Origin of the sequence: Pseudomonas sp. B28(2017) (assembly GCF_002113025.1) — a bacterium.
In the GTDB taxonomy this organism is placed as follows: Bacteria; Pseudomonadota; Gammaproteobacteria; order Pseudomonadales; family Pseudomonadaceae; genus Aquipseudomonas.
Genome location: NZ_NEJH01000004.1, coordinates 531,785 through 557,665, shown reverse-complemented (window position 1 = coordinate 557,665; position 25,881 = coordinate 531,785). Strand labels below are relative to the sequence as shown.

At 60.9% G+C, this 25,881-nt stretch carries 27 protein-coding genes; all 27 read left to right on the top strand.

Annotated features, from left to right (window positions below; genetic code table 11):
* The 27 genes from fliH (at nucleotide 1) to CAF65_RS15180 (ending at nucleotide 25,810) form a co-directional block, all read left to right on the top strand.
* On the top strand, nucleotides 1–786 hold the full coding sequence (gene fliH / locus CAF65_RS15310) for a flagellar assembly protein FliH (protein ID WP_085717008.1): 786 nt from the start codon (nucleotides 1–3) through the stop codon (nucleotides 784–786).
* Nucleotides 776–2,134: a flagellar protein export ATPase FliI gene (gene fliI, locus CAF65_RS15305; protein ID WP_085717007.1), complete on the top strand. Its 1,359-nt coding sequence runs from the start codon at nucleotides 776–778 to the stop codon at nucleotides 2,132–2,134. The genes fliH and fliI overlap by 11 nt, the downstream gene beginning before the upstream one ends.
* A 6-nt stretch (nucleotides 2,135–2,140) precedes the next feature.
* Entirely contained in the window at nucleotides 2,141–2,590 is a 450-nt protein-coding gene (fliJ, locus tag CAF65_RS15300) for a flagellar export protein FliJ (RefSeq protein ID WP_085717006.1), read from the top strand.
* Nucleotides 2,591–2,699: 109 nt separating this feature from the next.
* A complete protein-coding gene (locus CAF65_RS15295; protein WP_085717005.1) occupies nucleotides 2,700–2,999 on the top strand; it encodes an STAS domain-containing protein in 300 nt (99 codons plus the stop codon).
* 5 nt (nucleotides 3,000–3,004) lie between these two features.
* A complete protein-coding gene (locus CAF65_RS15290; RefSeq protein ID WP_085717004.1) occupies nucleotides 3,005–4,711 on the top strand; it encodes a fused response regulator/phosphatase in 1,707 nt (568 codons plus the stop codon).
* 30 nt (nucleotides 4,712–4,741) lie between these two features.
* Complete coding sequence (locus CAF65_RS15285) at nucleotides 4,742–5,092, top strand: Hpt domain-containing protein (RefSeq protein WP_085717003.1); 351 nt, start codon at nucleotides 4,742–4,744, stop codon at nucleotides 5,090–5,092.
* Nucleotides 5,093–5,192: 100 nt separating this feature from the next.
* A complete protein-coding gene (locus CAF65_RS15280; protein ID WP_085717002.1) occupies nucleotides 5,193–6,554 on the top strand; it encodes a flagellar hook-length control protein FliK in 1,362 nt (453 codons plus the stop codon).
* Between the two features lie 176 nt (nucleotides 6,555–6,730).
* Entirely contained in the window at nucleotides 6,731–7,234 is a 504-nt protein-coding gene (fliL, locus tag CAF65_RS15275) for a flagellar basal body-associated protein FliL (protein ID WP_085717001.1), read from the top strand.
* A 9-nt stretch (nucleotides 7,235–7,243) separates the two neighbouring features.
* Nucleotides 7,244–8,212: a flagellar motor switch protein FliM gene (fliM, locus tag CAF65_RS15270; protein ID WP_007983373.1), complete on the top strand. Its 969-nt coding sequence runs from the start codon at nucleotides 7,244–7,246 to the stop codon at nucleotides 8,210–8,212.
* Nucleotides 8,213–8,278: 66 nt separating this feature from the next.
* Nucleotides 8,279–8,725, top strand: a complete 447-nt coding sequence (gene fliN, locus CAF65_RS15265) for a flagellar motor switch protein FliN (RefSeq protein ID WP_057398370.1) — start codon at nucleotides 8,279–8,281, stop codon at nucleotides 8,723–8,725.
* Complete coding sequence (fliO, locus tag CAF65_RS15260) at nucleotides 8,726–9,181, top strand: flagellar biosynthetic protein FliO (protein WP_085717000.1); 456 nt, start codon at nucleotides 8,726–8,728, stop codon at nucleotides 9,179–9,181.
* Nucleotides 9,181–9,939 (top strand): flagellar type III secretion system pore protein FliP, encoded by a 759-nt coding sequence (gene fliP, locus CAF65_RS15255; protein ID WP_057398372.1) that lies wholly within the window; start codon nucleotides 9,181–9,183, stop codon nucleotides 9,937–9,939. The genes fliO and fliP overlap by 1 nt, the downstream gene beginning before the upstream one ends.
* Nucleotides 9,936–10,205 carry a flagellar biosynthesis protein FliQ gene (gene fliQ / locus CAF65_RS15250; protein ID WP_057398373.1) on the top strand — a complete coding sequence of 90 codons (270 nt, stop codon included), beginning with the start codon at nucleotides 9,936–9,938 and terminating at the stop codon, nucleotides 10,203–10,205. Before fliP ends, fliQ begins: the two co-directional genes overlap by 4 nt.
* Before the next feature lie 3 nt (nucleotides 10,206–10,208).
* On the top strand, nucleotides 10,209–10,991 hold the full coding sequence (fliR, locus tag CAF65_RS15245; RefSeq protein WP_057398374.1) for a flagellar biosynthetic protein FliR: 783 nt from the start codon (nucleotides 10,209–10,211) through the stop codon (nucleotides 10,989–10,991).
* A gap of 3 nt (nucleotides 10,992–10,994) precedes the next feature.
* On the top strand, nucleotides 10,995–12,134 hold the full coding sequence (gene flhB, locus CAF65_RS15240; protein ID WP_085716999.1) for a flagellar biosynthesis protein FlhB: 1,140 nt from the start codon (nucleotides 10,995–10,997) through the stop codon (nucleotides 12,132–12,134).
* A gap of 237 nt (nucleotides 12,135–12,371) precedes the next feature.
* On the top strand, nucleotides 12,372–14,501 hold the full coding sequence (gene flhA, locus CAF65_RS15235; RefSeq protein ID WP_085716998.1) for a flagellar biosynthesis protein FlhA: 2,130 nt from the start codon (nucleotides 12,372–12,374) through the stop codon (nucleotides 14,499–14,501).
* Between the two features lie 11 nt (nucleotides 14,502–14,512).
* Nucleotides 14,513–15,847 (top strand): flagellar biosynthesis protein FlhF, encoded by a 1,335-nt coding sequence (flhF, locus tag CAF65_RS15230; protein WP_085716997.1) that lies wholly within the window; start codon nucleotides 14,513–14,515, stop codon nucleotides 15,845–15,847.
* A 116-nt stretch (nucleotides 15,848–15,963) separates the two neighbouring features.
* Nucleotides 15,964–16,794: a flagellar synthesis regulator FleN gene (fleN, locus tag CAF65_RS15225; protein WP_008001746.1), complete on the top strand. Its 831-nt coding sequence runs from the start codon at nucleotides 15,964–15,966 to the stop codon at nucleotides 16,792–16,794.
* Complete coding sequence (gene fliA / locus CAF65_RS15220) at nucleotides 16,791–17,531, top strand: RNA polymerase sigma factor FliA (protein WP_085716996.1); 741 nt, start codon at nucleotides 16,791–16,793, stop codon at nucleotides 17,529–17,531. The genes fleN and fliA overlap by 4 nt, the downstream gene beginning before the upstream one ends.
* Nucleotides 17,532–17,698: 167 nt before the next feature.
* Entirely contained in the window at nucleotides 17,699–18,070 is a 372-nt protein-coding gene (locus CAF65_RS15215; RefSeq protein ID WP_003183998.1) for a chemotaxis response regulator CheY, read from the top strand.
* Nucleotides 18,071–18,091: 21 nt separating this feature from the next.
* Nucleotides 18,092–18,880 (top strand): protein phosphatase CheZ, encoded by a 789-nt coding sequence (locus CAF65_RS15210; protein ID WP_085716995.1) that lies wholly within the window; start codon nucleotides 18,092–18,094, stop codon nucleotides 18,878–18,880.
* Between the two features lie 51 nt (nucleotides 18,881–18,931).
* The gene (locus CAF65_RS15205) at nucleotides 18,932–21,193 is read left to right on the top strand and encodes a chemotaxis protein CheA (protein WP_085716994.1); all 2,262 of its coding nucleotides are present in this window, start codon (nucleotides 18,932–18,934) and stop codon (nucleotides 21,191–21,193) included.
* A gap of 48 nt (nucleotides 21,194–21,241) precedes the next feature.
* Nucleotides 21,242–22,363, top strand: a complete 1,122-nt coding sequence (locus tag CAF65_RS15200) for a chemotaxis response regulator protein-glutamate methylesterase (RefSeq protein ID WP_085716993.1) — start codon at nucleotides 21,242–21,244, stop codon at nucleotides 22,361–22,363.
* Nucleotides 22,363–23,103 carry a flagellar motor protein gene (locus CAF65_RS15195; protein ID WP_085716992.1) on the top strand — a complete coding sequence of 247 codons (741 nt, stop codon included), beginning with the start codon at nucleotides 22,363–22,365 and terminating at the stop codon, nucleotides 23,101–23,103. Before CAF65_RS15200 ends, CAF65_RS15195 begins: the two co-directional genes overlap by 1 nt.
* Before the next feature lie 12 nt (nucleotides 23,104–23,115).
* A complete protein-coding gene (motD, locus tag CAF65_RS15190) occupies nucleotides 23,116–24,006 on the top strand; it encodes a flagellar motor protein MotD (RefSeq protein ID WP_085716991.1) in 891 nt (296 codons plus the stop codon).
* Between the two features lie 43 nt (nucleotides 24,007–24,049).
* Nucleotides 24,050–24,838 carry a ParA family protein gene (locus CAF65_RS15185; protein ID WP_085716990.1) on the top strand — a complete coding sequence of 263 codons (789 nt, stop codon included), beginning with the start codon at nucleotides 24,050–24,052 and terminating at the stop codon, nucleotides 24,836–24,838.
* A 30-nt stretch (nucleotides 24,839–24,868) separates the two neighbouring features.
* Nucleotides 24,869–25,810 (top strand): CheW domain-containing protein, encoded by a 942-nt coding sequence (locus tag CAF65_RS15180; protein WP_085716989.1) that lies wholly within the window; start codon nucleotides 24,869–24,871, stop codon nucleotides 25,808–25,810.
* Nucleotides 25,811–25,881 lie beyond the last annotated feature (71 nt).

The following is a 25,881-nucleotide window of genomic DNA, read 5'->3' as shown; positions in this document are numbered from 1 at the left end:
ATGGTCAAGAATGATGAGGCGCCCACTGACCTGATCCGGGCCAGGGATGTCAGTGGCTTCGATACCTGGGCGCTGCCCAGTTTCGACCCGCCGGAACCCGAGCCGGAACCGGAGCCCGAACCCGAGCCGCCGGAAATGGAGGAAGTGCCGCTGGAGGAAGTCCAGCCACTGACCCTCGAAGAACTCGAAAGCATTCGCCAGGAAGCCTACAACGAAGGCTTCGCGGTGGGTGAGAAAGAAGGATTCCACAGCACCACGCTCAAGGTCCGCCAGGAAGCCGAAGTGGCCCTGACGGCCAAGATCGCAGCGCTGGAGCAATTGATGACCCATCTGTTCGAGCCCATCGCCGAACAGGACACTCAGATCGAAAAGTCCCTGGTCGACCTCGTGCAACACATCACCAGACAGGTGATCCAGCGCGAACTGGCCATCGACTCGTCACAGATCGAACACGTGATGCGCGATGCCCTCAAGCTCCTGCCGCTGGGTGTGGGCAATGTGCGGCTGTATATCAATCCGCAGGATTTCGAACAGGTCAAAGCCCTGCGCGAGCGCCATGAAGAAACCTGGCGCATCGTCGAGGACGAAGCGCTGTTGCCCGGCGGATGTCGGGTCGAGACCGAACACAGTCGCATCGACGCCACGGTCGAAACCCGTGTCGCGCGGGTGATGGACAAACTGTTCGATCAGTTGCACGAGCAGGCATTGCACCCGGCTGCGCCGGACGTCAGCCTGGAACTACCGATCGAAAGCAAGCCTGCGTCGGACATTGCCGATGCGCCTTGAACGCACCAGTTTTGCCAGGCGCCTGGGCAGTTATGCCGAGGCCACGCAATTGGAGGGCGCACCGATTCTCGAGGGCCGCCTGCTGCGCATGGTCGGCCTGACCCTCGAAGCCGAGGGCCTGCGCGCCGCCATGGGCAGCCGCTGCATGGTCATCAATGACGACAGCTATCACCCGGTGCAGGTCGAAGCTGAAGTGATGGGCTTCTCCGGCAGCAAAGTCTTCCTGATGCCAGTCGGCAGTGTCGCCGGCATCGCACCCGGTGCCCGAGTGGTGCCCCTGGGCGATACCGGGCGCCTGCCCATGGGCATGAGCATGCTCGGGCGGGTGCTCGATGGTGCCGGTCGTGCCCTGGACGGCAAGGGCGGGATGAAGGCCGAAGACTGGGTGCCCATGGATGGCCCGACCATCAACCCGCTCAAGCGCGAGCCGATCAGCGAACCGCTGGACGTGGGCATTCGTTGCATCAATGGCATGTTGACCGTCGGTCGCGGCCAGCGGCTCGGCCTGTTTGCCGGTACCGGTGTCGGTAAATCGGTGTTGTTGGGGATGATGACGCGCTTTACCGAGGCCGACATTATCGTCGTCGGGCTGATCGGTGAGCGGGGTCGTGAAGTCAAGGAGTTCATCGAGCACATTCTCGGTGAAGAAGGGCTCAAGCGGTCAGTGGTCGTGGCGTCCCCGGCGGACGATGCGCCACTGATGCGCCTGCGTGCTGCCATGTATTGCACGCGCATCGCCGAGTATTTCCGCGACAAGGGCAAGAACGTTCTGTTGCTGATGGATTCCCTGACCCGATTCGCTCAGGCCCAGCGGGAAATCGCCCTGGCCATTGGCGAACCGCCGGCGACCAAGGGCTATCCGCCGTCGGTATTCGCCAAGTTGCCGAAACTGGTGGAGCGGGCGGGAAATGCGGAGAAGGGCGGTGGTTCGATCACCGCGTTCTACACCGTACTGTCCGAAGGCGACGACCAGCAGGATCCGATTGCCGACTCGGCGCGGGGCGTGCTCGACGGGCACATCGTGCTGTCCCGGCGCCTGGCCGAGGAAGGGCATTACCCAGCCATTGATATCGAGGCATCCATCAGCCGGGTGATGCCGGCGGTGGTGTCGCCGGAACACATGACCCGCGCGCAGTATTTCAAGCAGTTGTGGTCTCGCTATCAGCAGAGCCGGGACCTGATCAGTGTTGGCGCCTATGTCGCCGGTGGAGATCGGGAGACCGATCTGGCGATTTCCCTGCAACCGCAATTGGTCAAATACCTGCGTCAGGGCCTCAACGACAGCATCAGCCTGGGCGAAAGCGAAGCGTATCTCGCCTCGATCTTCGCCCCCGCGGCAGGCGGTTAAGCGCTCATGGCCCAGAGTCGGGCAGGAAGGCTGGCGCCGGTGGTGGAAATGGCAGAAAAGGCCGAGAAAACCGCGGTCCAGCGCCTGGGGCACTTTCAAGGGCAGGTTCGCCTGGCGGAAAGCAAACTCGCCGACCTTGAAGCCTTCCGTCTCGACTATCAGGAACAATGGATCGTACGCGGCAGCGGCGGCGTGTCGGGTCAATGGTTGCTGGGCTACCAGGGCTTTCTTGCGCAACTGGGCACGGCCATCGACCAGCAGCGACAGAGCCTGGCCTGGCATCAGAACAACCTCAACAAAGCCCGGGAAACCTGGCAGCAGGCATTTGCCCGGGTCGAAGGCCTGCGCAAACTTGTTCAGCGCTATGCCGATGAGGCGCGGGCGCTTGAAGACCGGCGCGAGCAGAAATTGCTGGATGAATTGTCCCAGCGTCTGCCACGGCAGGATCAATTGTAGGAGCGATAACGATCCGACAGTCTCACCACAACCTTCCTGCCTTGCTCCAACCTCCACCAAATGCTAAACCTTGTGCAAGCGGGTTTACCAATGACAAGGAAGCCATGAAATGTCAGTCGTTACAGAAGTCTCTCCGGATGGGCAAAAACTGACGATATCGGTCAAGGGGCGATTCGATTTCGCCAAGCATCAGGAGTTTCGTCAGTCCTACGAAGATAAACAGCTATCGGCGGTTGTGGTCGACCTCAAAGACGCCACTTACCTCGACAGCTCGGCCCTGGGCATGCTGCTTCTGCTGCGTGATCATGCCGGTGGCGACGACTCCGATATCCGCGTCGTCAACAGCAGTACCGACGTGCGCAAGATCCTCGCCATCTCCAACTTCGACAAGCTGTTCGACATCAGTTGATTGCCATGCAGCCACTGGAGCCGCTGACGATCCTGATTGCCGAGGACAGCGCCGCCGATCGCCTGCTGTTGTCGAGTATCCTGCGCCGCCAGGGGCACGAAGTGCTGACGGCGGCCAACGGTGCCGAGGCGGTCGAGGTGTTTCGCCAGCAATCACCGCATCTGGTGTTGATGGATGCGCTGATGCCGGTGATGGACGGCTTCGAGGCGGCCCGGCAAATCAAGGCCCTGGCCGGGGAAACCCTGGTGCCGATCATCTTCCTCACTTCCTTGTCCGAAAGCGAAGCGCTGGCCCGTTGTCTGGAGGTTGGAGGTGACGACTTTCTGGCGAAGCCGTACAACCAGGTGATTCTCGCAGCCAAGATCAAGGCGATGGATCGTTTGCGGCGCTTGCAGGACACGGTGCTGCAACAGCGTGACCAGATCGCCCGGCACCACGACTACCTGCTCAACGAGCAACGTGTGGCCAAGGCCGTTTTCGACAAGGTGGCGCACTCCGGCTGCCTGAATGCCGCACCGAACATCCGATATCTGCAATCGCCCTATGCGCTGTTCAACGGCGACCTGTTGTTGGCCGCGTTCACACCGGCCGGAGACATGCACGTACTGCTGGGCGACTTCACCGGCCACGGTCTGCCGGCGGCAGTGGGGGCCATGCCCCTGGCCGAAGTGTTTTACGGGATGACGGCCAAGGGGTATGGCCTGGCGGAAACCCTGCGTGAGATGAATGCCAAGCTCAAGCGCATCCTGCCGGTGGACATGTTCTGCTGTGCCACGTTGCTGTGCCTGAGTTTCCAGCGCCGTTCGGTTGAAGTCTGGAACGGTGGAATGCCGGACGGTTATCTGCATTGCATCGCCAGTGGCGAGCGAACGCCTCTTCCTGCGCGGCACCTGCCCTTGGGGGTGCTAAGCCCGGAATCCTTCGATGAGCGCACTGATGTGTTCCCCATGGCGCTCGGGGATCGGGTTTTCCTGTTGTCCGATGGGGTGATCGACACCTGCGACGCCAATGACCAGTTGTTTGGCGAGCAGCGATTGCAGCAGGTGTTTGCCGCCAACCGTCAGCCAGATGCGCTGTTCGAAGAAATCGAGCAGGCCCTCCGCGATTTCGGCGGAGAAACCCGCGACGATGTCAGCATGGTCGAAATCAGCCTGCTGGAGCCGGCGCAGATCACTGCGCCGGCGTTGATCTACTCCGACAGCGGTCAGTCCTGTCCGCTGGACTGGTCGGTGAGCTTCGAATTTCGCGCCGCCACGCTCAAGCGTTTCAATCCGTTACCCTATCTGTTGCAGTTGCTGCTGGAGGTGCATGGCCTTCGGGCTCAGAGCGGTGCGCTCTACAGCGTGCTGGCGGAGCTCTACTCCAATGCGCTGGAACATGGTGTGCTGGGGCTGGATTCGAGCCTCAAGCGCAATGCTTCGGGCTTTGCGCGATATTATCAAGAGCGCAGCACGCGGCTGGACGAGCTTCAGGAAGGCTATGTGCGGCTACATTTGCAGGTGGTGCCAACAGACGACGGCGGTTGCCTGACCATTCACATTGAAGACAGTGGCAAGGGTTTCGATGTCGAACGGATGATGCAAAGACCTCTGGATGACATCCGTCTGTCGGGACGTGGGGTCAGTCTGATTCGCCAGTTGGGGCGTAATGCCCGCTGGACCGACGATGGTCGAAGTGCACGCGTGGAGTTTGTCTGGGACGCTCTGGCATAATCCGCGCATTCTTGATCAGGGAGTGAGCAAGTGGACGAGACACATGTGGACCGCAGCGTGCTGAGTGCGTTGCGGGAAGTGATGGAGGATGGCTATCCGGACCTGCTGGATATCTTTCTTGCGGACTCCGAAGAGCGCCTGAAAGTCCTGAGAACGGCTGACAGTGCCGCACTGCTCGTTGAAACCGCCCATAGCTTCAAAGGCAGCAGCAGCAATATGGGCGCAGTCAGGCTGACTGAGCTCTGTCATCGACTCGAGCAGCAGGCCAGTAGTTCGTCATGCACTGGCGTTCAGGAACTGGTCCGCGAAATCGACCGTGAGTTCGCCGGTATCCGGCCTCTGTACGAAGCTGAACGACAGCGTTGTCCGGCAAAAATCTGAGCAAGCGCTGCATTTGCTCCCCCTTCGAGTCAAGCTGGCTCGACCTTTGCAGTAACTCTCCCGACTGTACCTACGATCCCAGTGCAGCGGAGACCGTTTCATGCCCGTTACCCCCAATATTCTTCTTCAGGCCGCCGCGCAGGCCAAGACTCAAGCCGCCACCGCCAATCCACCGGCGCTGACCGCTGAGCCCGGGGACAAGGCCGCAAGCTTCGCTCACGTCTACGCCAATCAGGCGCAGGGCAAGCCCAATGCGGTGGCGGATGCCTCGTCCGGGACGAGTCGTGACAAAACCTGCGAAGTCGCCGGAAAAAAAGACGCTGGCGACGACAAGTCTGCCGCCGAGGAGCCGGTGGTTGCCGATGGCGGCAAATCCTTGCCTGCCGACAAGCCGCTGCAGGCTGACGACAAGACCGCAGGCGATGATGCGTCAGATGCCGACCCGGCGCCGGTCGTCGATGCTGCACTGGTCGATCCGGCGCTTGATCCCTCATTGCAACAAGTCGTACAGCCAGCGATGCCAGCGCCAGTGCCGGCAACGCCTGCCGTGGCCAATGCCGCGCAGCCAGTGGTTGAAGCGCCGGTTGCTGCGGCGATCACGGCTGCAAGCGCTCCGGCGCCGAGCAGCACTGATGGCGGTTTTGATCCCGAAGCCGATCCACTCGATGCATTGCCCGCGGTGCGCCTGGCGATGGAGCAGAGCGGTCATGTATCGGCTTCCAGCCAGGCGCAGCCCAAGTCTGCATCGACACAGGCGCAAGCCCAGGCTGACGGTGAGCTGACGCCAGCGCAAAACTTTGCTACCGGCATGGCCACCATGCTGGATGTTCAGGGCGACAAGAGCAGCACCGGTCAGGGAGACGACAAGGCTTTCAGCGGCTTGATCGATGACGGTCTGAAGGATCTCAAGTCCGCCAGCAGCGACACCCGTGTCGACGATTTCGCCAACCGCCTGGCAGCGCTGACCCAGGCCGCCACTCCGAAGACCGCCAATGCCTTGCCGGTGAACCAGCCGATCGCCATGCATCAGAGCGGGTGGACCGAAGAGGTGGTGAACCGGGTCATGTACCTGTCCAGCGCCAATCTCAAGGCGGCGGACATCCAGTTGCAGCCCGCCGAACTGGGGCGCCTGGATATCCGGGTGAACATGGTTCCCGACCAGCAGACCCAGGTCACGTTCATGAGTGCGCATCCGGGAGTCCGTGAGGCGCTGGACGGCCAGGTCCATCGCTTGCGCGACATGTTTGCGCAGCAGGGCATGGGGCAGGTCGATGTGAATGTTTCGGACCAGTCTCGTGGTTCGCAAAACCAGGGGCAAAACCAGCAGGCTCAAAGTGGTCGCAGCCATGCGAGTGGTGGCCGCCTTGATTCAATGGATGACGACATGTCCCAGAGCGTTGCTGAAGTGGCTGCCAACGCCACCAGCGTGATCGGCTCCAGCGCGGTCGACTACTACGCCTGATCAGGGCAGACACCAAACCCTGTGGGAGCGAGCAGGCTCGCTCCCACAGTGGTTTTGCAGTGTTCTTCAGATTGCTGGCAGTCCGTCGCTCCATCTCCCTCCGACATTTCTGGCATAACACTTGCTCTTGCCTTGCCGTGCGACTGTGAAAACCCGAATAGTGACGGATTATTGGCATGGCGAAGAGCGACGCAGTAGTAAAAGACCCCGCAACCAAAGGCAAACTCAAGCTGATTATCGTGATCGTGGTGGCTCTGCTGCTGGCGATCGGTGTGTCCGTGGGGGCGACCTGGTACTTCATGCACAGCGCTCAGAGCAAGCCTGCCGCCGCCGAGGCGCAAACCGCTCCAGTCGGCAAGCAGCCAGCGATTTTCGAGTCGATGGCGCCGGCCTTCGTGGCCAACTTCAACCAGAACGGTCGCCAGCGCTACATGCAAGTGAGCATCACCATGCTCGCGCGCAACCAGGCGGATCTGGAAGCACTCAAGGTCCACATGCCGGTGATCCGCAACAACCTGGTCATGCTGTTCTCCGGGCAGGACTTTGCGACCCTGGCGTCGCCGGTCGGCCAGGAAATGCTGCGGCAGAAAGCCACCGCCAGCGTGCAGGAAGTGGCGCAGAAAGAGCTCGGCAAAGTGGTGGTCGAACAGTTGCTTTTCACTAATTTCGTACTGCAGTAGGAACTCGACATGGCCGTGCAGGACCTGCTGTCCCAGGATGAGATCGACGCGCTGTTGCATGGCGTCGACGATGGTCTGGTACAGACCGAAAACGCTGCCGAACCCGGCAGCGTCAAAAGCTATGACCTGACCAGCCAGGATCGCATCGTCCGTGGACGCATGCCGACCCTGGAAATGATCAACGAGCGTTTCGCCCGCTATACCCGCATCAGCATGTTCAACATGCTGCGTCGCTCGGCAGACGTGGCGGTCGGCGGCGTGCAGGTGATGAAGTTCGGCGAATACGTGCACTCGTTGTACGTGCCGACCAGCCTCAATCTGGTCAAGATCAAACCCCTGCGCGGCACCGCGCTGTTCATCCTCGACGCCAAACTGGTGTTCAAGCTGGTGGACAACTTCTTCGGCGGTGACGGCCGGCACGCCAAGATCGAAGGCCGTGAATTCACGCCGACCGAGCTGCGTGTGGTGCGCATGGTGCTGGAGCAGGCGTTCGTCGATTTGAAGGAAGCCTGGCAGGCGATCATGGAAGTCAACTTCGAGTACATCAACTCGGAAGTGAACCCGGCCATGGCCAACATCGTCGGGCCGAGCGAGGCGATTGTGGTGTCGACCTTCCACATCGAACTTGATGGCGGTGGCGGCGACCTGCACGTGACCATGCCGTACTCGATGATCGAGCCAGTGCGCGAAATGCTCGACGCCGGCTTCCAGTCGGATCTCGATGATCAGGACGAGCGCTGGGTCAACGCCCTGCGCCAGGACGTGCTGGACGTCGACGTGCCGATCGGCGCAACGGTGGCTCGTCGTCAGTTGCGCCTGCGCGACATCCTGCACATGCAGCCGGGGGATGTGATCCCGGTCGAGATGCCGGAAGAAATGATCATGCGCGCCAATGGCGTGCCGGCCTTCAAGGTCAAGATGGGCTCGCACAAGGGCAACCTGGCGTTGCAAGTGATCGAGCCGATCGAGCGCCGTTGACCGGCGCTCGTACCCATTCGCGAATTACCGAATTCTGAACTTTTGCTCGCCGAGGACACTGACGATATGAACACCCAAGACGACCAGGCTCTGGCCGATGAGTGGGCCGCGGCCCTTGAAGAAACCGGGGATGCCGGGCAGGCCGATATCGACGCCTTGCTGGCCGCCGATTCCGGCAGCTCCGCGTCCAACCGCCTGCCAATGGAAGAGTTTGGCAGCGTGCCGAAAAACAACGATCCGGTGAGCCTCGAAGGCCCGAACCTGGATGTGATCCTCGATATCCCGGTGTCGATTTCCATGGAGGTGGGCAGTACCGACATCAACATCCGCAACCTGCTGCAACTGAACCAGGGTTCGGTGATCGAGCTTGATCGCCTGGCCGGCGAGCCGCTGGACGTGCTGGTCAATGGCACGCTCATCGCCCACGGCGAAGTGGTGGTGGTCAACGAGAAGTTCGGCATCCGCCTGACGGACGTGATCAGCCCAAGCGAACGCATCAAGAAGCTGCGCTGAGTGAAAAAGCTTCTGGGGGCTTTGCTGGGGGGCGCGCTGGTCATGCCGTCCCGCGTGTTGGCGGCCGAGTCGGCTGCAGCGGCGACCACGGCTGCTGCGCCAGCGGTGAGCAGTGGTGTGGCCGGCCAACTGACGCAACTGGTGTTCGGTTTGCTGCTGGTGCTGGGGCTGATCTTCCTCCTCGCCTGGTTGCTGCGTCGGGTCCAGCAGGCCGGTCCGGCTGGCAAGGGGCAGGTGATCGACATTGTCGGCTCTCGCGCACTGGGACCTCGCGACCGGCTGATGTTGGTGCAGGTCGGCAACGAGCAGATTCTGTTGGGCCTGAGTCCCGGCAACATTACTGCGCTGCACGTTCTCAAGGAGCCGGTGCAAGTGCCGAGTACCGAGAAGCCGACGCCGGAATTTGCCCAGCGCCTGTTGGAGATGCTGGGTAAAGATCAGAAGGATAAGAAGTAATGGGTGCGCTTCGCATCGTCTTGACGCTGACCCTGATGCTGGCCTCGCCGCTGGCATTCGCCGCCGATCCGCTGTCGATCCCGGCCATCACCTTGGGCACCAATGCGCAGGGTGCGCAGGAATACTCGGTCAGCCTGCAAATCCTGCTGATCATGACCGCGCTGAGTTTTATCCCGGCGTTTGTCATGCTGATGACCAGCTTCACCCGGATCATCATTGTCTTCTCGATCCTGCGCCAGGCCCTGGGCCTGCAGCAGACACCGTCGAACCAGATCCTCACCGGCATGGCGCTGTTCCTGACCCTGTTCATCATGGCGCCGGTGTTCGACCGGGTGAATCAGGACGCCTTGCAGCCGTATCTGGCGGAAAAACTGACGGCCCAGGATGCAGTCGCCAAGGCGCAGGTGCCGATCAAGAATTTCATGCTCGCCCAGACCCGCACCAGCGATCTGGAATTGTTCATGCGCCTGTCCAAGCGCACTGACATCGCGACGCCGGATCAGGCGCCGCTGACCATCCTGGTACCGGCCTTCGTGACCTCCGAGCTGAAAACCGCGTTCCAGATCGGTTTCATGATCTTCATTCCGTTCCTGATCATCGACCTGGTCGTAGCCAGTGTGTTGATGGCCATGGGTATGATGATGCTGTCGCCGCTGATCATTTCCCTGCCGTTCAAAATCATGTTGTTCGTGCTGGTGGATGGCTGGGCGCTGATCATCGGCACCCTGGCCAGCAGTTTCGGTGGTGTATCGCCATGACCCCTGAAGTCGCCGTAGACATTTTTCGCGAAGCCCTGTGGTTGACCACCATGATGGTCGCCGTGCTGGTGATTCCGAGCCTGCTGGTGGGCCTGCTGGTGGCGATGTTCCAGGCCGCCACCCAGATCAACGAACAGACCCTGAGCTTTTTGCCGCGCCTGCTGGTAATGCTGGTGACGCTGATCGTCGGCGGTCCGTGGCTGGTGCAGACTTTCATGGATTACATCCTGCAGCTGTACGGCAGCATTCCTCAGGTCATCGGCTAGACCATGTCACTGCTTGCGCTGACCGATACGCAGATCAGCACCTGGGTGGCGACGTTCATGTTGCCGCTGTTTCGCGTCGGCTCCTTGCTGATGGTCATGCCGGTGTTCGGTACGACCCTGCTGCCTCGGCGTATCCGCCTGTATTTCGCCTTGGCCATTACTGTGGTCATCGCGCCGGGCCTGCCACCGATGCCCCCGGTGAATCCCCTGGACCTTAGCGGGTTGCTGCTGATCGCCGAGCAGATCCTCATCGGTGCGGTGATGGGCTTTTCCTTGCAGCTGTTCTTTCAGGCCTTTGTGGTGGCCGGGCAGATCGTCGCTATACAAATGGGCATGGGCTTCGCCTCGATGATCGACCCGGCCAACGGCGTATCGACGGCGGTGATCGGGCAGTTTTTCACCATGCTGGTGACGCTGCTGTTCCTGTCCATGAACGGACATCTGGTGGTGTTCGAGATCCTCACCGAAAGCTTCACCACGTTGCCGGTGGGTGGTGGCCTGATGGTCAATCACTACTGGGAACTGGCCGGCAAGCTCGGCTGGGTACTCGGATCGGCATTGTTGCTGGTGTTGCCGGCGATCACTGCGCTGCTGGTGGTCAACATCGCGTTTGGTGTCATGACCCGGGCGGCGCCGCAGCTGAACATTTTCTCTGTCGGCTTTCCGCTGATCCTGGTGCTTGGGCTGTTTATCGTCTGGGTCGGGCTGGCGGACATTCTCAATCAGTATCAGCCGCTGGCCTCCGAGGCCCTGCAGTTGTTACGCGAAATGGCACGGGCGAGCTGAGTCATGGCTGAGAGCGAAAGCGGTCAGGACAAAACAGAAGACCCCACGGAGAAACGCAAGCAGGACTCCCGTGAAAAGGGCGAGGTAGCCCGGTCCAAGGAACTCAACACCCTGGCGATCATGCTGGTCGGTGCCTCGGCGTTGTTGATTTTTGGCGGCGCCATGGCGCAGGACATGATGGAGCTGATGCGCATCAACTTCTCGCTGCCGCGAGAGGTGATCCTGGATCAGCGCTCCATGGCCACCTACTTGATGCGCTCGGGGCAAATTGCCCTTTGGTCGATCCAGCCAGTGATGATCACGTTGGTGCTGGCCGCCATCATCGGTCCGATTTCCCTGGGGGGGTGGCTGTTCGCGGCGAGCTCCATGGCGCCCAAATTCAGCCGCTTGAACCCCGGTCCCGGGCTCAAGCGCATGTTCTCGACCAAGTCGCTGGTCGAACTGCTCAAGGCCCTGGCCAAGTTCATCATCATTCTGTTCGTGGCGCTGGCAGTGTTGTCGTCGGACATCGATGACCTGCTGCGTATCGCCCATGAACCCTTGGACATGGCCATCATTCACAGCCTGCAAGTCGTGGGCTGGAGCACCTTGTGGATGGCGTGCGGGCTGATCCTCATCGCTATGGTGGACGTACCGGTGCAGCTCTGGGAAAGCCACAAAAAGCTGCTGATGACCAAGCAGGAAGTACGTGACGAGCACAAGGATCAAGAGGGGCGGCCGGAGGTCAAGCAGCGGATTCGACAGCTTCAGCGCGAAATGTCCCAGCGGCGGATGATGGCCGCCATTCCCGAGGCCGACGTGGTCATCACCAACCCGACGCATTACGCCGTGGCGCTCAAGTACGACCCCGAAAAGGGTAATGCGCCGGTATTGCTGGCCAAGGGAACCGACTTCCTGGCCTTGAAGATCCGTGAGATCGCGGCGGCCAACGAGATCCTGTTGCTGGAGTCCCCGGCGCTGGCGCGCTCGATCTACTACTCCACTGAGCTGGAGCAGGAAATTCCCGGCGGGCTCTATCTGGCGGTAGCGCAGGTATTGGCTTACGTCTATCAGATTCGCCAGTACAGGGCGGGCAAGGGCAAGCGACCGGATCCGCTCAAGGATGATCTGCCGATTCCGCCGGATTTGCGCCGCGATTCCTGAGTTCAATATCGATCGGTGTGGGAGCGTGCCTGCTCGCGATAGCGCCGGCACAGGCACGATGTGTGTCGACTGGCACGCCGCCTTCGCGAGCAGGCTCGCTCCCACGAAGGGCGCAAAAAATACCTCGGTAAACCCGTCTGTTCCCTGCCTTTGCAAAAGTTGGAAAGCTTCTTGCAGTAGCCGCTCTGCGCCCGCTTCAGGCGTCAAAAGTTTGCTTTAAAGAAACGGGGAAAACCGGTGGATCGCTCTCAGTTAATCAACGCTGCCCGCAGCAACATTGCCGACCTCAGTCGAGGCAATCTGGGCGTGCCGCTGTTGCTGCTGATCATGCTGGCGATGATGATGCTGCCGGTGCCGCCGTTCCTGCTGGACGTGTTCTTCACCTTCAACATTGCGCTGTCGATCGTTGTGCTGCTGGTGTGCGTCTACGCCTTGCGCCCGCTGGATTTCGCGGTGTTCCCGACCATTCTGCTGGTGGCGACGCTGTTGCGCCTGGCGTTGAACGTGGCCTCCACGCGGGTGGTGATGCTCCACGGCCAGGACGGTCATGCGGCGGCCGGTAAGGTGATCCAGGCGTTCGGTGAGGTGGTGATCGGCGGTAACTACGTGGTCGGTATCGTGGTTTTCGCGATTTTGATGATCATCAACTTCGTCGTGGTGACCAAGGGTGCGGGGCGGATTTCCGAGGTAAGCGCGCGTTTCACCCTCGATGCGATGCCCGGCAAGCAAATGGCGATCGACGCCGACCTCAACGCCGGTCTGATCGATCAGGCCCAGGCCAAGGCTCGCCGCTCGGAAGTGGCCCAGGAAGCCGAGTTCTACGGCTCCATGGATGGTGCCAGCAAATTCGTCCGGGGTGACGCCATTGCGGGCCTGTTGATCCTGTTCATCAACCTGATCGGCGGTATGGCGGTCGGTATCTTCCAGCACAACATGAACTTCGCCGACGCCGGCAAGGTGTATGCGCTGTTGACCATCGGTGACGGTTTGGTGGCGCAATTGCCATCACTGTTGTTATCGACAGCGGCAGCGATCATGGTGACCCGTGCTTCCGGCTCGGAAGACATGGGCAAGCAAATCAATCGCCAGATGTTCGCCTCGCCCAAGGCGCTGGCGGTGGCGGCGGGCTTGATGGCGGTCATGGGCCTGGTGCCCGGCATGCCGCACTTCTCGTTCCTGAGCATGGCGGCCCTGGCGGCCGGCGGCGCATACCTGTTCTGGAAAAAACAGAACGTCGCCAGGGTTCAGGCCCTGCAGGAGGTCAAGCGCCAGCAGGAGCTGCTGCCGTCGCCGGCCCGCGCCCAGGAGACCAAGGAACTTGGCTGGGATGATGTGACGCCCATCGACATGATCGGCCTGGAAGTGGGTTATCGCCTGATTCCGCTGGTGGACCGCAACCAGGGTGGCCAGTTGCTCGCGCGGATCAAGGGGGTGCGCAAGAAACTGTCCCAGGATCTCGGCTTCCTGATGCCGACCGTGCATATCCGCGACAACCTTGACCTGGCGCCAAGTGCCTATCGCCTGACCCTCATGGGGGTGATCCTGGCCGAGGCGGAGATTTACCCGGATCGCGAGCTGGCGATCAATCCGGGGCAGGTCTACGGTACGCTCAACGGCATCACCGCCAAAGATCCGGCTTTCGGCCTGGAGGCGGTCTGGATTGAAATCAGCCAGCGCGCCCAGGCGCAATCCCTCGGTTATACGGTGGTCGATGCCAGTACAGTAGTGGCTACCCACTTGAACCAGATACTCTACAAGCATTCCAGTGAGCTGATCGGTCACGAAGAAGTGCAGCAACTCATGCAATTGCTGGGCAAAAGCTCGCCGAAACTGGCCGAGGAGCTGGTGCCGGGCGTGGTTTCGCTGTCGCAGCTGCTCAAGGTGCTGCAAGCGCTGTTGGCCGAACAAGTGCCTGTTCGCGATATCCGCAGCATTGCCGAGGCCATCGCCAACAATGCCGCCAAGAGTCAAGATACCGCCGCGCTGGTGGCTGCCGTGCGTGTTGGCGTATCCCGCGCAATCGTGCAAAGCATTGTAGGCACTGAGTCGCAGCTGCCAGTCATCACGCTGGAGCCAAGGTTGGAACAGATATTGCTCAATAGTCTGCAGAAGGCAGGACAAGGCTCGGAAGAGGGCGTTCTGCTGGAGCCAAGCATGGCGGAGAAGTTGCAACGCTCGTTGATCGACGCGGCGCAGCGTCAGGAGATGCAAGGTCAGCCGGTGATTCTGCTGGTGGCCGGTCCGGTTCGCGCGATGCTCTCGCGATTTGGCCGACTCGCAGTCCCGGGTTTGCACGTGTTGGCTTACCAGGAAATTCCTGACAACAAGCAAGTGACCATCGTTGCGACAGTAGGGCCCAACGGCTGAGGTAGTGGTTTATGCAAGTTAAGCGTTTTTTCGCCGCCGATATGCGTCAGGCCATGAAGCTGGTTCGCGATGAGCTGGGCGCTGATGCTGCCATTATTGGCAACCGCCGGATCGCCGGGGGTGTCGAGTTGACGGCTGCGCTGGATTACAAGTTGTCGGCGCTGGCGCCGCGTGTTCCGAACATGGAGCTCGAAGACGAGCTGCGCAAGACTCAGTCGCGGATCGTCACCGCCCAGGCCGAACTGAGCCTGCGTGGCGAGGGCGAGGGCGAGGGCGACAATAGCACTAACCGTCAGTTGTTCGCCGGCTTGCCGTTGACCGCCGCCGAGCCGCTGATCGAGCCGACGTACGCCGAACCCCGTCGCCCTGCACCGGCCGCTGCGCCAGCGGCCGGTGGCGTAGACCCGCGCGCGTTCGACTCGATGCGTTTCGAGCTCAACAGCCTGCGTGAACTCATGGAAGTGCAGCTTGGCTCGCTGGCCTGGAATCAGCTGCAAGGCAGCCGTCCGGACCAGGCCAACCTCTGGCGGCGCCTGCAACGCATCGGCCTGTCTGGCCCGCTGTCGCGCGACCTGCTGGCAATGATCACGGAAATCGAAGAGCCTCGTCAGGCTTGGCGCATGTTGCTGGCGCACCTGGCGCGCATGATCGTTACCCCGGACGTCGAGCCACTGGAGGAGGGCGGAGTGATCGCCATGGTCGGCCCTGCCGGCATGGGCAAGACCACCACTCTGGCCAAGCTGGCTGCCCGTTACGTGCTCAAGTACGGCGCACAGAACATTGCACTGGTGAGCATGGACAGCTTCCGCATCGGTGCCCAGGAGCAGCTCAAGACCCTGGGGCGCATTCTCAATGTGTCGGTGACCCACGTCGATCCGGGCCAGTCCCTGGTGCAGGCGCTGGAGCCCTTGCTGCGCAAGCGCGTGGTGCTGATCGATACCGCGGGACTGCAGGCCAGCGACCCGGTCCTGCGCATGCAGCTCGAAAGCCTGGCCGGTCGTGGCATCCGTTCAAAAAATTATCTGGTTCTGGCAACCACCAGCCAGAAACAGGTTCTAACGGCCGCCTACCACAGTTACAAGCGTTGCGGGCTAGCTGGCTGCATCCTGACTAAACTGGATGAGACGGCAAGCCTGGGCGAGGTGTTGAGCCTGGCCATCAGTCATGAGTTACCCGTGGCCTACCTGACCGATGGCCCGCGGATCCCGGATGATTTGCATCTGCCGCGCCGTCATCAGTTGGTCAGTCGCGCCGTCAGCGTGCAAATGCAGGAAGAACCCAGCGAAGAAGCCATGGCTGACATGTTCGCTGATATTTACCACAGCCAAACCAAGCAGGTTGGCTAAGGTAGTAATGAACAGTTTTTGTACCTACATCGATGGTCTGCCATGCATTGTTCCGATTGCGAACGCGCAGCCAGTAATGTGGCCTCCGTCTATGCAAGACAAGGTAAAGAAATAACATGGGCAGCATGCATCCCGTACAGGTGATTGCGGTGACCGGCGGCAAAGGTGGCGTCGGGAAAACTAATGTGTCAGTGAACTTGTCCCTGGCTCTGGCTGAGCTTGGCCGGCGCGTCATGTTGTTGGACGCCGACCTGGGACTGGCGAACGTCGATGTTCTGCTGGGGCTGACACCCAAACGTACCCTGGCCGACGTCATCGAGGGCCGCTGTGAACTGCGCGACGTACTGCTGCAGGGCCCCGGCGGCATCCGTATCGTTCCGGCCGCATCCGGCACTCAGAGCATGGTGCATCTGAGCCCTGCGCAACACGCCGGCCTGATCCAGGCCTTCAGTGATATTGGCGACAACCTCGACGTATTGGTGATCGACACTGCTGCGGGCATTGGTGACTCGGTAGTCAGTTTCGTTCGCGCAGCCCAGGAAGTGCTGCTGGTGGTGTGTGACGAGCCGACCTCGATTACCGATGCCTACGCCTTGATCAAGTTGCTCAATCGCGACTACGGCATGAACCGCTTCCGCGTCCTGGCCAACATGGCCCAGAGCCCGCAGGAAGGGCGCAACCTGTTCGCCAAGTTGACCAAGGTCACGGATCGCTTCCTCGACGTCGCCCTGCAATACGTCGGCGCTGTGCCCTACGACGAAAGCGTGCGCAAGGCTGTGCAGAAACAGCGTGCCGTCTACGAGGCTTTCCCGCGTTCCAAGTGCTCGCTGGCGTTCAAGGCCATCGCGCAGAAAGTCGATACCTGGCCTCTGCCTGCCAATCCGCGCGGGCACCTGGAGTTTTTCGTCGAGCGCCTCGTGCAGCAAACAGCAGGACCCGTGTTATGACAGCAAGCGGTTACAACCTCTATAAGAAATCGGCGCGTGATTCGCAGTACGAGCTGATCGAGCGTTACGCGCCGCTGGTTAAACGCATTGCTTACCACTTGCTGGCGCGCTTGCCGGCCAGTGTCCAGGTCGAAGACCTGATCCAGGCCGGGATGATCGGCCTGCTTGAAGTGTCGACCAAATACGACGCCAGCAAAGGCGCCAGTTTCGAGACGTACGCGGGCATTCGAATCCGCGGCGCCATGCTCGATGAAGTGCGCAAGGGGGACTGGGCGCCACGTTCGGTTCACCGCAATACGCGCATGGTCAGCGACGCGATTCGCTCGATTGAAGCGAAAACCGGCCGTGACGCTAAAGATCACGAAGTTGCGGCCGAACTCCAATTGAGTCTCGACGATTACTACGGAATTTTGAACGACACCCTGGGCAGCCGGTTATTCAGTTTCGACGATCTGTTGCAGGACGGCGAACACGAAGGGCTGCACGAGGATGGCGCGAGTGCTCATCTCGAGCCGTCACGCGATCTGGAAGATGAACGCTTCCAGGCCGCGCTGGCGGATGCGATTGCCAATTTGCCGGAGCGTGAGCGACTGGTGTTGGCGCTGTACTACGACGAAGAGTTGAACCTCAAGGAAATCGGTGAGGTCCTGGGGGTCAGCGAATCGCGGGTCAGCCAGTTACACAGCCAGTGCGCGGCCCGTTTGCGGGGGCGTTTGGGGGAGTGGCGAGCGCGCTGAAGGCAGTGTGGGGGCACTGCGAACGAGGCTGGTGTGGTGTTGAGCTGCGCCGGTCGCGATCTGTTGTGCTCCAGACAGTCATTGAGTGCTTTGCCGGATTGATTGAAATGGCGCGTCCAGGTGCTGGGCGCGTTTAAGACTGCTTGGAGGTCGAATTGGACAAGAACATGAAAATCCTCATCGTTGATGACTTCTCAACGATGCGGCGGATCATCAAGAACCTGCTGCGTGACCTTGGGTTCACCAACACCGTCGAGGCCGACGATGGCACTACCGCCATTCCGGTGCTCAACAGCGGAAGCATCGACTTTCTGGTAACGGACTGGAACATGCCTGGCATGACCGGTATCGATTTGCTGCGCCACGTGCGTGCCGATGAAAAGCTCAAGCACCTGCCGGTGCTGATGGTGACCGCTGAAGCCAAGCGCGAGCAGATCATCGAAGCGGCCCAGGCCGGCGTTAACGGCTATGTGGTCAAACCCTTCACGGCCCAGGCGTTGAAAGAAAAAATCGAGAAGATTTTCGAACGCATCGGTTGATGAGTGCGCCACGGGGGAGCTATGGGCAATAACGAAACTTCATTGGGCGATTTCGAATCGACCCTGAAAAAACACGCCGTCGAATTGGTCGCGAGCCTTGAAAAGGGCAAGTTCGGCGACGCCGTGCAATTGATCCATGAGCTCAATCAGACCCGTGACCGCGGCCTGTATCAGGAAGTAGGCAAGCTCACTCGCGAACTGCATAGCGCGATCGTCAATTTCCAGATTGACTCGCACATGCCGCAAGCCGAAGAAGTGTCGCAGATTACCGATGCCACCGAGCGTCTGGGGTATGTGGTCAAACTGACCGAAGCCGCGGCCAACCGCACCATGGATCTGGTGGAAAGTGCCACGCCACTGGTCAATGGCCTGGCCGATGAAGCCCAGGCCTTGAGCGCGGACTGGGGGCGTTTCATGCGTCGCGAAGTCGGCGCAGAAGAGTTTCGTGAACTGGCCCGGCGGGTCGACGGGTTCCTGGCACGCAGCGGAACGGACAATCGCGCGGTGTCGGGCAACCTGAACGACATCCTGCTCGCCCAGGATTACCAGGACCTCACAGGTCAAGTGATCAAGCGCGTGACCCAGTTGGTCACCGAAGTTGAAAGCAACCTGCTCAAGCTCGTGCTCATGGCCAGTCAGGTGGACCGCTTTGCGGGCATCGAACATGACCGTGAAGCGATGCTTGCTGAAAAAGATCCACAAAAACATCTCTCTCAGGGTGAAGGTCCGCAGATTCATGCCGATAAAAGAGAAGACGTTGTGTCCGGTCAGGACGATGTGGACGATTTGCTATCCAGCCTGGGGTTTTAGAATTTTAGGCATTTTAGGTTTTTAGACCTGTCTGTTAGGAGCACACCCTTAATGAGCTTCGGCGCCGATGAAGAGATCCTTCAGGATTTCCTGGTTGAGGCCGGCGAGATTCTAGAGCAACTGTCCGAACAACTGGTCGAGCTGGAAAGCCGTCCGGATGATGCGGACTTGCTCAATGCAATTTTTCGCGGTTTTCACACTGTAAAAGGGGGCGCCGGCTTCCTCCAGCTCAACGAGCTGGTGGAGTGCTGCCACATCGCCGAGAACGTGTTCGACATCCTGCGCAAGGGGGAGCGTCGTGTCGATTCGGAACTGATGGACGTGGTTCTCGAAGCGCTGGACGCGGTGAACAGCATGTTCAGCGAAGTCCGTGAGCGCAGCCCGATCACGGCTGCGACACCTGAACTGCTTGCGGCGTTGGCCCGTCTGGCCGAGCCGCAATCGGCTGACGAGGCGGTATCTGCGCCCGTCGCAGCCGTGGTCGAAGCGCCTGTGGCTGAAGCCGATTCCGGTGATATCACCGACAATGAATTCGAACAACTGCTGGACTCGCTGAATTCCGTCAAGGCTCAGGCCGAGGCGCCGGCAGCTGTTTCTGTGCCGGTCAGCGATACCGTGGCCAGCGATGAAATCACCGATGCCGAGTTCGAGTCGTTGCTCGATCAACTGCACGGCAAGGGCCAGTTCGCCGTCGATGCGGTGGCCCCGGCGCCCGTCGCGCCAGAGGCCCCGAAAGCGGCCGGCGACAGCTCCGACATAACCGACGATGAATTCGAGGCTTTGCTCGATCAGTTGCATGGCAAGGGTAACTTTGCCGTCGAGGCACTGGAATCGGCCATTGCTTCGGTGCCTGCACCCGCAGTGCCAAGCGCGGCGGCGGCCGGTAGCGACCTGATCACCGATCACGAATTCGAATCGCTGCTCGACGAACTGCACGGCAAAGGCAAGTTCAGCGAAGTCGGCAGCGTGACGGCGGCCAATGGTTCGAACGCTTCCGTTGCGGCACCGGTGGCCAAGGCAGCGGCGCCGAAACCTGTGGCCAAGGCACCCGAGCCGAAAGCCGAAACGCCGGCCCCGGTCGCTGCTGCACCTGCTGCAGCCCGTACTCCTGCCGCGCCACCGGCGGAAAAACCGGCGAGCGAAGCCGAGACCACCGTACGCGTCGATACCGCGCGTCTCGACGAGATCATGAATATGGTCGGCGAGTTGGTGCTGGTACGTAATCGCCTGGTCCGCCTGGGCCTCAACAGCGGCGACGAAGCCATGTCCAAGGCCGTGTCGAACCTCGACGTGGTCACGGCCGACCTGCAAACCGCGGTCATGAAGACCCGAATGCAACCGATCAAGAAAGTCTTCGGGCGCTTTCCGCGCCTGGTTCGCGACCTGGCTCGCCAGCTCAAGAAAGAGATCAACCTGGAGTTGGTCGGCGAAGAAACCGACCTCGACAAGAACCTCGTCGAGGCCCTGGCCGACCCATTGGTCCACTTGGTGCGCAACGCGGTCGACCACGGCATCGAATCGCCTGAAGAACGCGAAGCCTCGGGCAAGGCCCGTGGCGGCAAGGTCATCCTGGCGGCCGAGCAGGAAGGCGATCACATCCTGCTGTCGATCTCCGATGACGGTAAAGGCATGGACCCGAACGTCCTGCGTTCCATCGCGGTTAAACGCGGCGTGATGGACAAGGATGCGGCCGATCGCCTGAGCGACACCGAATGCTACAACCTGATCTTCGCCCCGGGGTTCTCGACCAAGACCGAGATCTCCGACGTATCGGGTCGTGGCGTGGGCATGGACGTGGTGAAAACCAAGATTTCCCAACTCAACGGTTCGATCAACATTTACTCGGCCAAGGGCCAGGGTTCGAAGATCGTCATCAAGGTACCGCTGACCCTGGCGATCATGCCGACGCTGATGGTCATGCTCGGCAACCAGGCGTTTGCGTTCCCGCTGGTGAACGTCAATGAGATCTTCCACCTCGACCTGTCGACCACCAACGTCGTGGACGGCCAGGAAGTGGTGATCGTGCGGGACAAGGCGCTGCCATTGTTCTATCTCAAACGCTGGCTGGTCAGCTCCGCCGCTCATGAAGAGCAGCGCGAGGGGCATGTGGTGATCCTTTCGGTGGGCACGCAGCGGATCGGCTTTGTCGTCGATCAACTGGTGGGCCAGGAGGAAGTGGTCATCAAGCCATTGGGCAAAATGCTCCAGGGAACTGCAGGCATGTCCGGCGCCACCATCACCGGTGACGGCCGCATCGCGCTGATTCTCGATGTTCCGAGCATGCTCAAGCGTTACGCCACACGGCGTATTTGATTCTGGTGGAGCGGGGCGCCTGGCCCCGCTCCACCTAATGGAGTGTTTATGGCAGTCAAAGTCCTGGTGGTGGACGATTCGGGGTTTTTCCGCCGCCGCGTCTCGGAAATTCTTTCAGCGGATTCGAATATCCAGGTCGTCGGCACGGCGACCAACGGCAAAGAGGCGATCGATCAGGCGCTGGCCCTCAAGCCCGACGTGATCACCATGGACTACGAGATGCCGATGATGGACGGCATCACCGCCGTGCGGCACATCATGCAACGCTGCCCGACCCCGGTCCTGATGTTCTCCTCGCTGACCCATGAAGGCGCCCGGGTCACCCTCGATGCGCTGGATGCCGGCGCGGTGGACTTCCTGCCGAAGAATTTCGAAGACATCTCGCGCAACCCCGAGAAGGTCAAGCAACTGCTGTGCGAGAAGATTCTCAGCATTTCGCGCAGCAATCGTCGAGTCAGCGCCTATAGCGCTCCGGCGCCTGTCGCTGCGCCAGCCCCGACGCCTGCGCCATCGAGCGTGGGCAGTTATGGCAGCAGCGCACCCCGTCCGGCACCGATCCCGGCGCGTATGCATGCGGCCACTGCGTCGTCGCCCGCGCCAAAACGCAAAGCCTACAAGCTGGTGGCCATCGGTACTTCGACCGGAGGCCCGGTGGCCCTGCAACGGGTCTTGACCCAATTGCCGGCCAATTTCCCGGCCCCTATCGTGCTGGTTCAACACATGCCGGCCGCCTTCACCAAGGCATTCGCCGAGCGCCTGGACAAGCTCTGCCGCATCAGTGTCAAGGAAGCCGAGGATGGCGACATCCTGCGTCCGGGCCTGGCGCTGCTGGCGCCGGGTGGCAAGCAGATGATGATCGACGGCCGCGGCGCAGTGAAAATCCTCCCGGGCGACGAGCGTCTGAATTACAAGCCATGCGTGGATATCACGTTCGGTTCGGCAGCCAAGTCTTACGGCGACAAAGTTCTGGCGGTGGTCCTGACCGGCATGGGCGCTGACGGCCGTGAAGGCGCGCGCTTGCTCAAGCAGGGCGGCAGTTCGATCTGGGCACAGGACGAAGCCAGTTGCGTGATCTACGGCATGCCGATGGCCATTGTCAAAGCTGAACTGGCCGACGCGGTGTACAGCCTCGACGACATTGGCAAGCACCTGGTCGAGGCCTGTATCTGATGGATGTTCTAAGCCTGATCGGCATCATCATGGCCTTTGTCGCCATCATCGGCGGCAATTACCTTGAAGGCGGTCATCTCGGCGCCCTGGCCAACGGCCCGGCAGCGCTGATCGTGCTCGGCGGCACCATTGGCGCCGCGCTGCTGCAATCGCCGATGAGCGCCTTCAAGCGCGCCATGCAGATCCTCGCCTGGATCCTGTTCCCGCCTCGTGTTGACCTGGCCGGTGGTATCGACCGCGTGGTGAACTGGAGCCTGACGGCCCGCAAGGAAGGCCTGCTCGGCCTGGAAGGTATCGCCGACGCCGAGCCCGACAACTACGCGCGCAAAGGCCTGCAACTGCTGGTCGACGGCGCCGAGCCGGAAGCGATCCGGAGCATTCTGGAAGTGGACTTCTATACCCAGGAAAGCCGCGATGTCGAAGCGGCCAAAGTCTTCGAAAGCATGGGCGGTTACGCGCCGACCATCGGCATCATCGGTGCGGTGATGGGCCTGATTCACGTCATGGGCAACCTGGGTGATCCGTCGCAACTGGGTAACGGCATCGCCGTGGCCTTCGTCGCCACCATCTACGGCGTGGCCAGTGCCAACCTGGTGCTGTTGCCGATTGCCGCCAAACTCAAATCCATCGCGTTGCGCCAGTCGCGCTATCGCGAAATGTTGCTGGAAGGGCTCCTGTCGATCGCCGAAGGTGAAAACCCTCGCTCCATTGAGTTGAAGCTTCAGGGCTTCATGGATTAAGGGAATAAGCTCATGGCACGCCGTCGCCAGCATGAAGAACACGTCAACCACGAACGCTGGCTGGTGTCCTACGCCGACTTCATCACCTTGCTGTTCGCTTTTTTCGTGGTGATGTACTCCATCTCATCGATCAACGAAGGCAAGTACAAGGTCATTTCCGAGGCATTGATCGGGGTCTTTACCGACTCCGACCGTTCGCTCAAGCCGATCCCCATCGGTGACGAGCGGCCGAAGACCGTGACCCCGGCCAAGCCGCTGGTCAAGGACAGTGACCAGGTCGATGCCGGTGTCGCCGGCGCCAGCGATCCACTCAAAAGCATCGCCGACGACATTAGTGCGGCGTTCGGTGACCTGATCAGCTCCAACCAGATGACGGTGCGCGGCAACGAGTTGTGGGTCGAGATCGAGCTCAACTCCAGTCTGTTGTTCGGCAGCGGCGACGCCATGCCCAGCGACATCGCGTTCAACATCATCGACAAGGTTGCAGCGATCCTGAAACCGTTCGACAACCCGATTCATGTCGAAGGTTTCACCGACGATCAACCGATCCGCACCGCGCAATATCCGACCAACTGGGAGCTGTCCTCGGCCCGCTCGGCGAGCATCGTGCGCATGCTGGCGATGCAGGGAGTGAACCCCGGGCGCCTGGCTTCGGTGGGCTACGGCGAGTTTCAACCGGTGGCCAACAACGCCACCGCTGAAGGCCGTGCACGCAACCGTCGGGTGGTGCTGGTGGTGTCGCGCAACCTCGATGTCCGTCGCAGCCTGACCGGCACCGGAACCGCCCATGCGCAACCGGATGCCGCATTGAAGCGTGCTGGCACACAAACTGCACCGACCCCGGTCAAGTCGCCGGTACGAGAGAGCGCCGTCAATTCTCCGTCACCCGCATTAACACGTTGAGCTATTTCTCGGTCGATCCATTCGGTCGGGAGGAACAATCCGAATGAGAGTCTGGGCAGTCGCCAATCAAAAGGGTGGTGTCGGTAAAACCACTTCCTCCATCGCTTTAGCCGGTTTACTGGCGGAGGCGGGCAAGCGCGTGGTCGTGGTCGATCTCGACCCCCACGGCTCCATGACCAGCTACTTCGGCTACGATCCCGACGCCCTGGAGCACAGCAGCTACGACCTGTTCCTGCACAAGGGCAACGTGCCGCAAGGCCTGCCGGGTCAACTGCTGTTGTCGACCAGTGACGAACGCATCTCCCTGTTGCCCTCCAGCACCGCACTGGCCACCCTTGAGCGCCAGTCGCCGGGGCAGAGCGGGTTGGGCCTGGTGATTGCCAAGAGCCTGGCGCAACTGTGGCAGGACTTCGATTACGCCGTGATCGACAGCCCGCCATTGCTCGGCGTGCTGATGGTCAATGCCTTGGCGGCGAGCCAGCAATTGGTGATCCCGGTGCAGACCGAACACCTGGCGGTCAAAGGCCTTGAACGCATGGTCAACACCCTGGCGATGATCAACCGCTCTCGCAGACAGGCATTGCCGTTTACCATCGTGCCGACGCTGTTTGACCGGCGCACCCAGGCGTCCCTCGGAACGTTGCGCGTGCTGCGCGACAAATTCCCCGACGAAATCTGGCAGGGCTATATCCCGGTGGACACGCGCCTGCGCGATGCCAGCCGTGCGGGACTGACGCCTTCGCAGTTCGACGGCAAGAGCCGTGGCGTTCTCGCTTACCGTGCGTTGCTCAAGCATCTGCTGGCGGCGCAACTTGTTCCGCAGGTGGCTTGAGATGAATCCAGTCCCTGTAGGAGCGAGCCAATGAGCCGGCCATTGAAGACCACTTCGCGGCCGCAACTGGCTTTGCAGTCGTACCTGGACAGCTTGCTGCAGGAAGTGACCGAAGAATTGACGCTGCCCATAGAGGCAGTGGCCGAGGAGATCGCGGCCGAAGCGGTGCTGGACGAGTTCCAGGCCGCAGTGCTTGAAGAACAGGCCCGCGACGCCGCAACAGCGGTCTCGGCCGCTCCGGTGCAGGCATCGGTAGCGCCAGCATTCAAGTCTCCCGTGATCGAAGCCCCGGCACCAGTCATGGCGCCGGTCTCGACCATCGCACCGCTGCTGCAGGCATTGGTGCCAACCCCTGTCGAGGTGCAGCCAGCACCGGAGCCAGCTGTTGTCGAAGTGCATCAAGCGCTGGTGCTGCCCGTCGTTGAAGTTCATCTGCCGCCGAGCAATACGCCGCCACCGGTGGACACCGATGGTCGTCCGTCCTGGGCCGCCGAACCATTCGAGTGCCTGTTGTTCGATGTCGCCGGCTTGACCCTGGCGGTGCCGCTGGTGTGCCTGGGGTCGATTTATTCCCTGGCCGGTCACGAGTTGACACCGTTGTTCGGCCAGCCGGAATGGTTCCTTGGCATCCTGCCGAGCCAGGCCGGTAACCTCAAGGTGCTCGATACCGCGCGTTGGGTCATGCCTGACCGTTACCGCGACGATTTCAAGCAGGGCCTGCAATACGTGATTTCGGTCCAGGGCTACGAATGGGGCCTGGCGGTGCATCAGGTCAGCCGCTCGTTGCGTCTGGACCCGAATGAAATCAAATGGAGAAGTCATCGAGGTCAGCGGCCATGGCTCGCCGGCACGGTGATCGAACACATGTGCGCCTTGCTCGACGTTGCGTCCCTGGCCGAGTTGATCGCCAGTGGCGGGGCAAAGCACATGTCCGGCAGCAAGCCGAACCACACACCGACAAACATTAAATAAACAACAGGCGACGCCACTCGATGGCGTTGCACGGAACACACACCGCCAAGGCGGTTTCTTGAGGGGTCAGG

Bases quoted from the DNA above. Each gene is read 5' to 3' on its own strand.
- CAF65_RS15215 (WP_003183998.1), top strand. From the start codon at position 17,699: ATGAAAATCCTCATCGTTGATGACTTCTCAACGATGCGGCGGATCATC.
- CAF65_RS15290 (WP_085717004.1), top strand. From the start codon at position 3,005: ATGCAGCCACTGGAGCCGCTGACGATCCTGATTGCCGAGGACAGCGCC.
- fliA (WP_085716996.1), top strand. From the start codon at position 16,791: ATGACAGCAAGCGGTTACAACCTCTATAAGAAATCGGCGCGTGATTCG.
- fliH (WP_085717008.1), top strand. From the start codon at position 1: ATGGTCAAGAATGATGAGGCGCCCACTGACCTGATCCGGGCCAGGGAT.
- CAF65_RS15180 (WP_085716989.1), top strand. From the start codon at position 24,869: ATGAGCCGGCCATTGAAGACCACTTCGCGGCCGCAACTGGCTTTGCAG.
- fliJ (WP_085717006.1), top strand. From the start codon at position 2,141: ATGGCCCAGAGTCGGGCAGGAAGGCTGGCGCCGGTGGTGGAAATGGCA.
- fliQ (WP_057398373.1), top strand. From the start codon at position 9,936: ATGACCCCTGAAGTCGCCGTAGACATTTTTCGCGAAGCCCTGTGGTTG.
- fleN (WP_008001746.1), top strand. From the start codon at position 15,964: ATGGGCAGCATGCATCCCGTACAGGTGATTGCGGTGACCGGCGGCAAA.
- CAF65_RS15200 (WP_085716993.1), top strand. From the start codon at position 21,242: ATGGCAGTCAAAGTCCTGGTGGTGGACGATTCGGGGTTTTTCCGCCGC.
- CAF65_RS15295 (WP_085717005.1), top strand. From the start codon at position 2,700: ATGTCAGTCGTTACAGAAGTCTCTCCGGATGGGCAAAAACTGACGATA.
- flhF (WP_085716997.1), top strand. From the start codon at position 14,513: ATGCAAGTTAAGCGTTTTTTCGCCGCCGATATGCGTCAGGCCATGAAG.
- fliR (WP_057398374.1), top strand. From the start codon at position 10,209: ATGTCACTGCTTGCGCTGACCGATACGCAGATCAGCACCTGGGTGGCG.
- fliP (WP_057398372.1), top strand. From the start codon at position 9,181: ATGGGTGCGCTTCGCATCGTCTTGACGCTGACCCTGATGCTGGCCTCG.
- flhB (WP_085716999.1), top strand. From the start codon at position 10,995: ATGGCTGAGAGCGAAAGCGGTCAGGACAAAACAGAAGACCCCACGGAG.
- CAF65_RS15185 (WP_085716990.1), top strand. From the start codon at position 24,050: ATGAGAGTCTGGGCAGTCGCCAATCAAAAGGGTGGTGTCGGTAAAACC.
- fliI (WP_085717007.1), top strand. From the start codon at position 776: ATGCGCCTTGAACGCACCAGTTTTGCCAGGCGCCTGGGCAGTTATGCC.
- CAF65_RS15210 (WP_085716995.1), top strand. From the start codon at position 18,092: ATGGGCAATAACGAAACTTCATTGGGCGATTTCGAATCGACCCTGAAA.
- fliL (WP_085717001.1), top strand. From the start codon at position 6,731: ATGGCGAAGAGCGACGCAGTAGTAAAAGACCCCGCAACCAAAGGCAAA.
- CAF65_RS15195 (WP_085716992.1), top strand. From the start codon at position 22,363: ATGGATGTTCTAAGCCTGATCGGCATCATCATGGCCTTTGTCGCCATC.
- CAF65_RS15205 (WP_085716994.1), top strand. From the start codon at position 18,932: ATGAGCTTCGGCGCCGATGAAGAGATCCTTCAGGATTTCCTGGTTGAG.
- fliM (WP_007983373.1), top strand. From the start codon at position 7,244: ATGGCCGTGCAGGACCTGCTGTCCCAGGATGAGATCGACGCGCTGTTG.
- motD (WP_085716991.1), top strand. From the start codon at position 23,116: ATGGCACGCCGTCGCCAGCATGAAGAACACGTCAACCACGAACGCTGG.
- fliN (WP_057398370.1), top strand. From the start codon at position 8,279: ATGAACACCCAAGACGACCAGGCTCTGGCCGATGAGTGGGCCGCGGCC.
- CAF65_RS15280 (WP_085717002.1), top strand. From the start codon at position 5,193: ATGCCCGTTACCCCCAATATTCTTCTTCAGGCCGCCGCGCAGGCCAAG.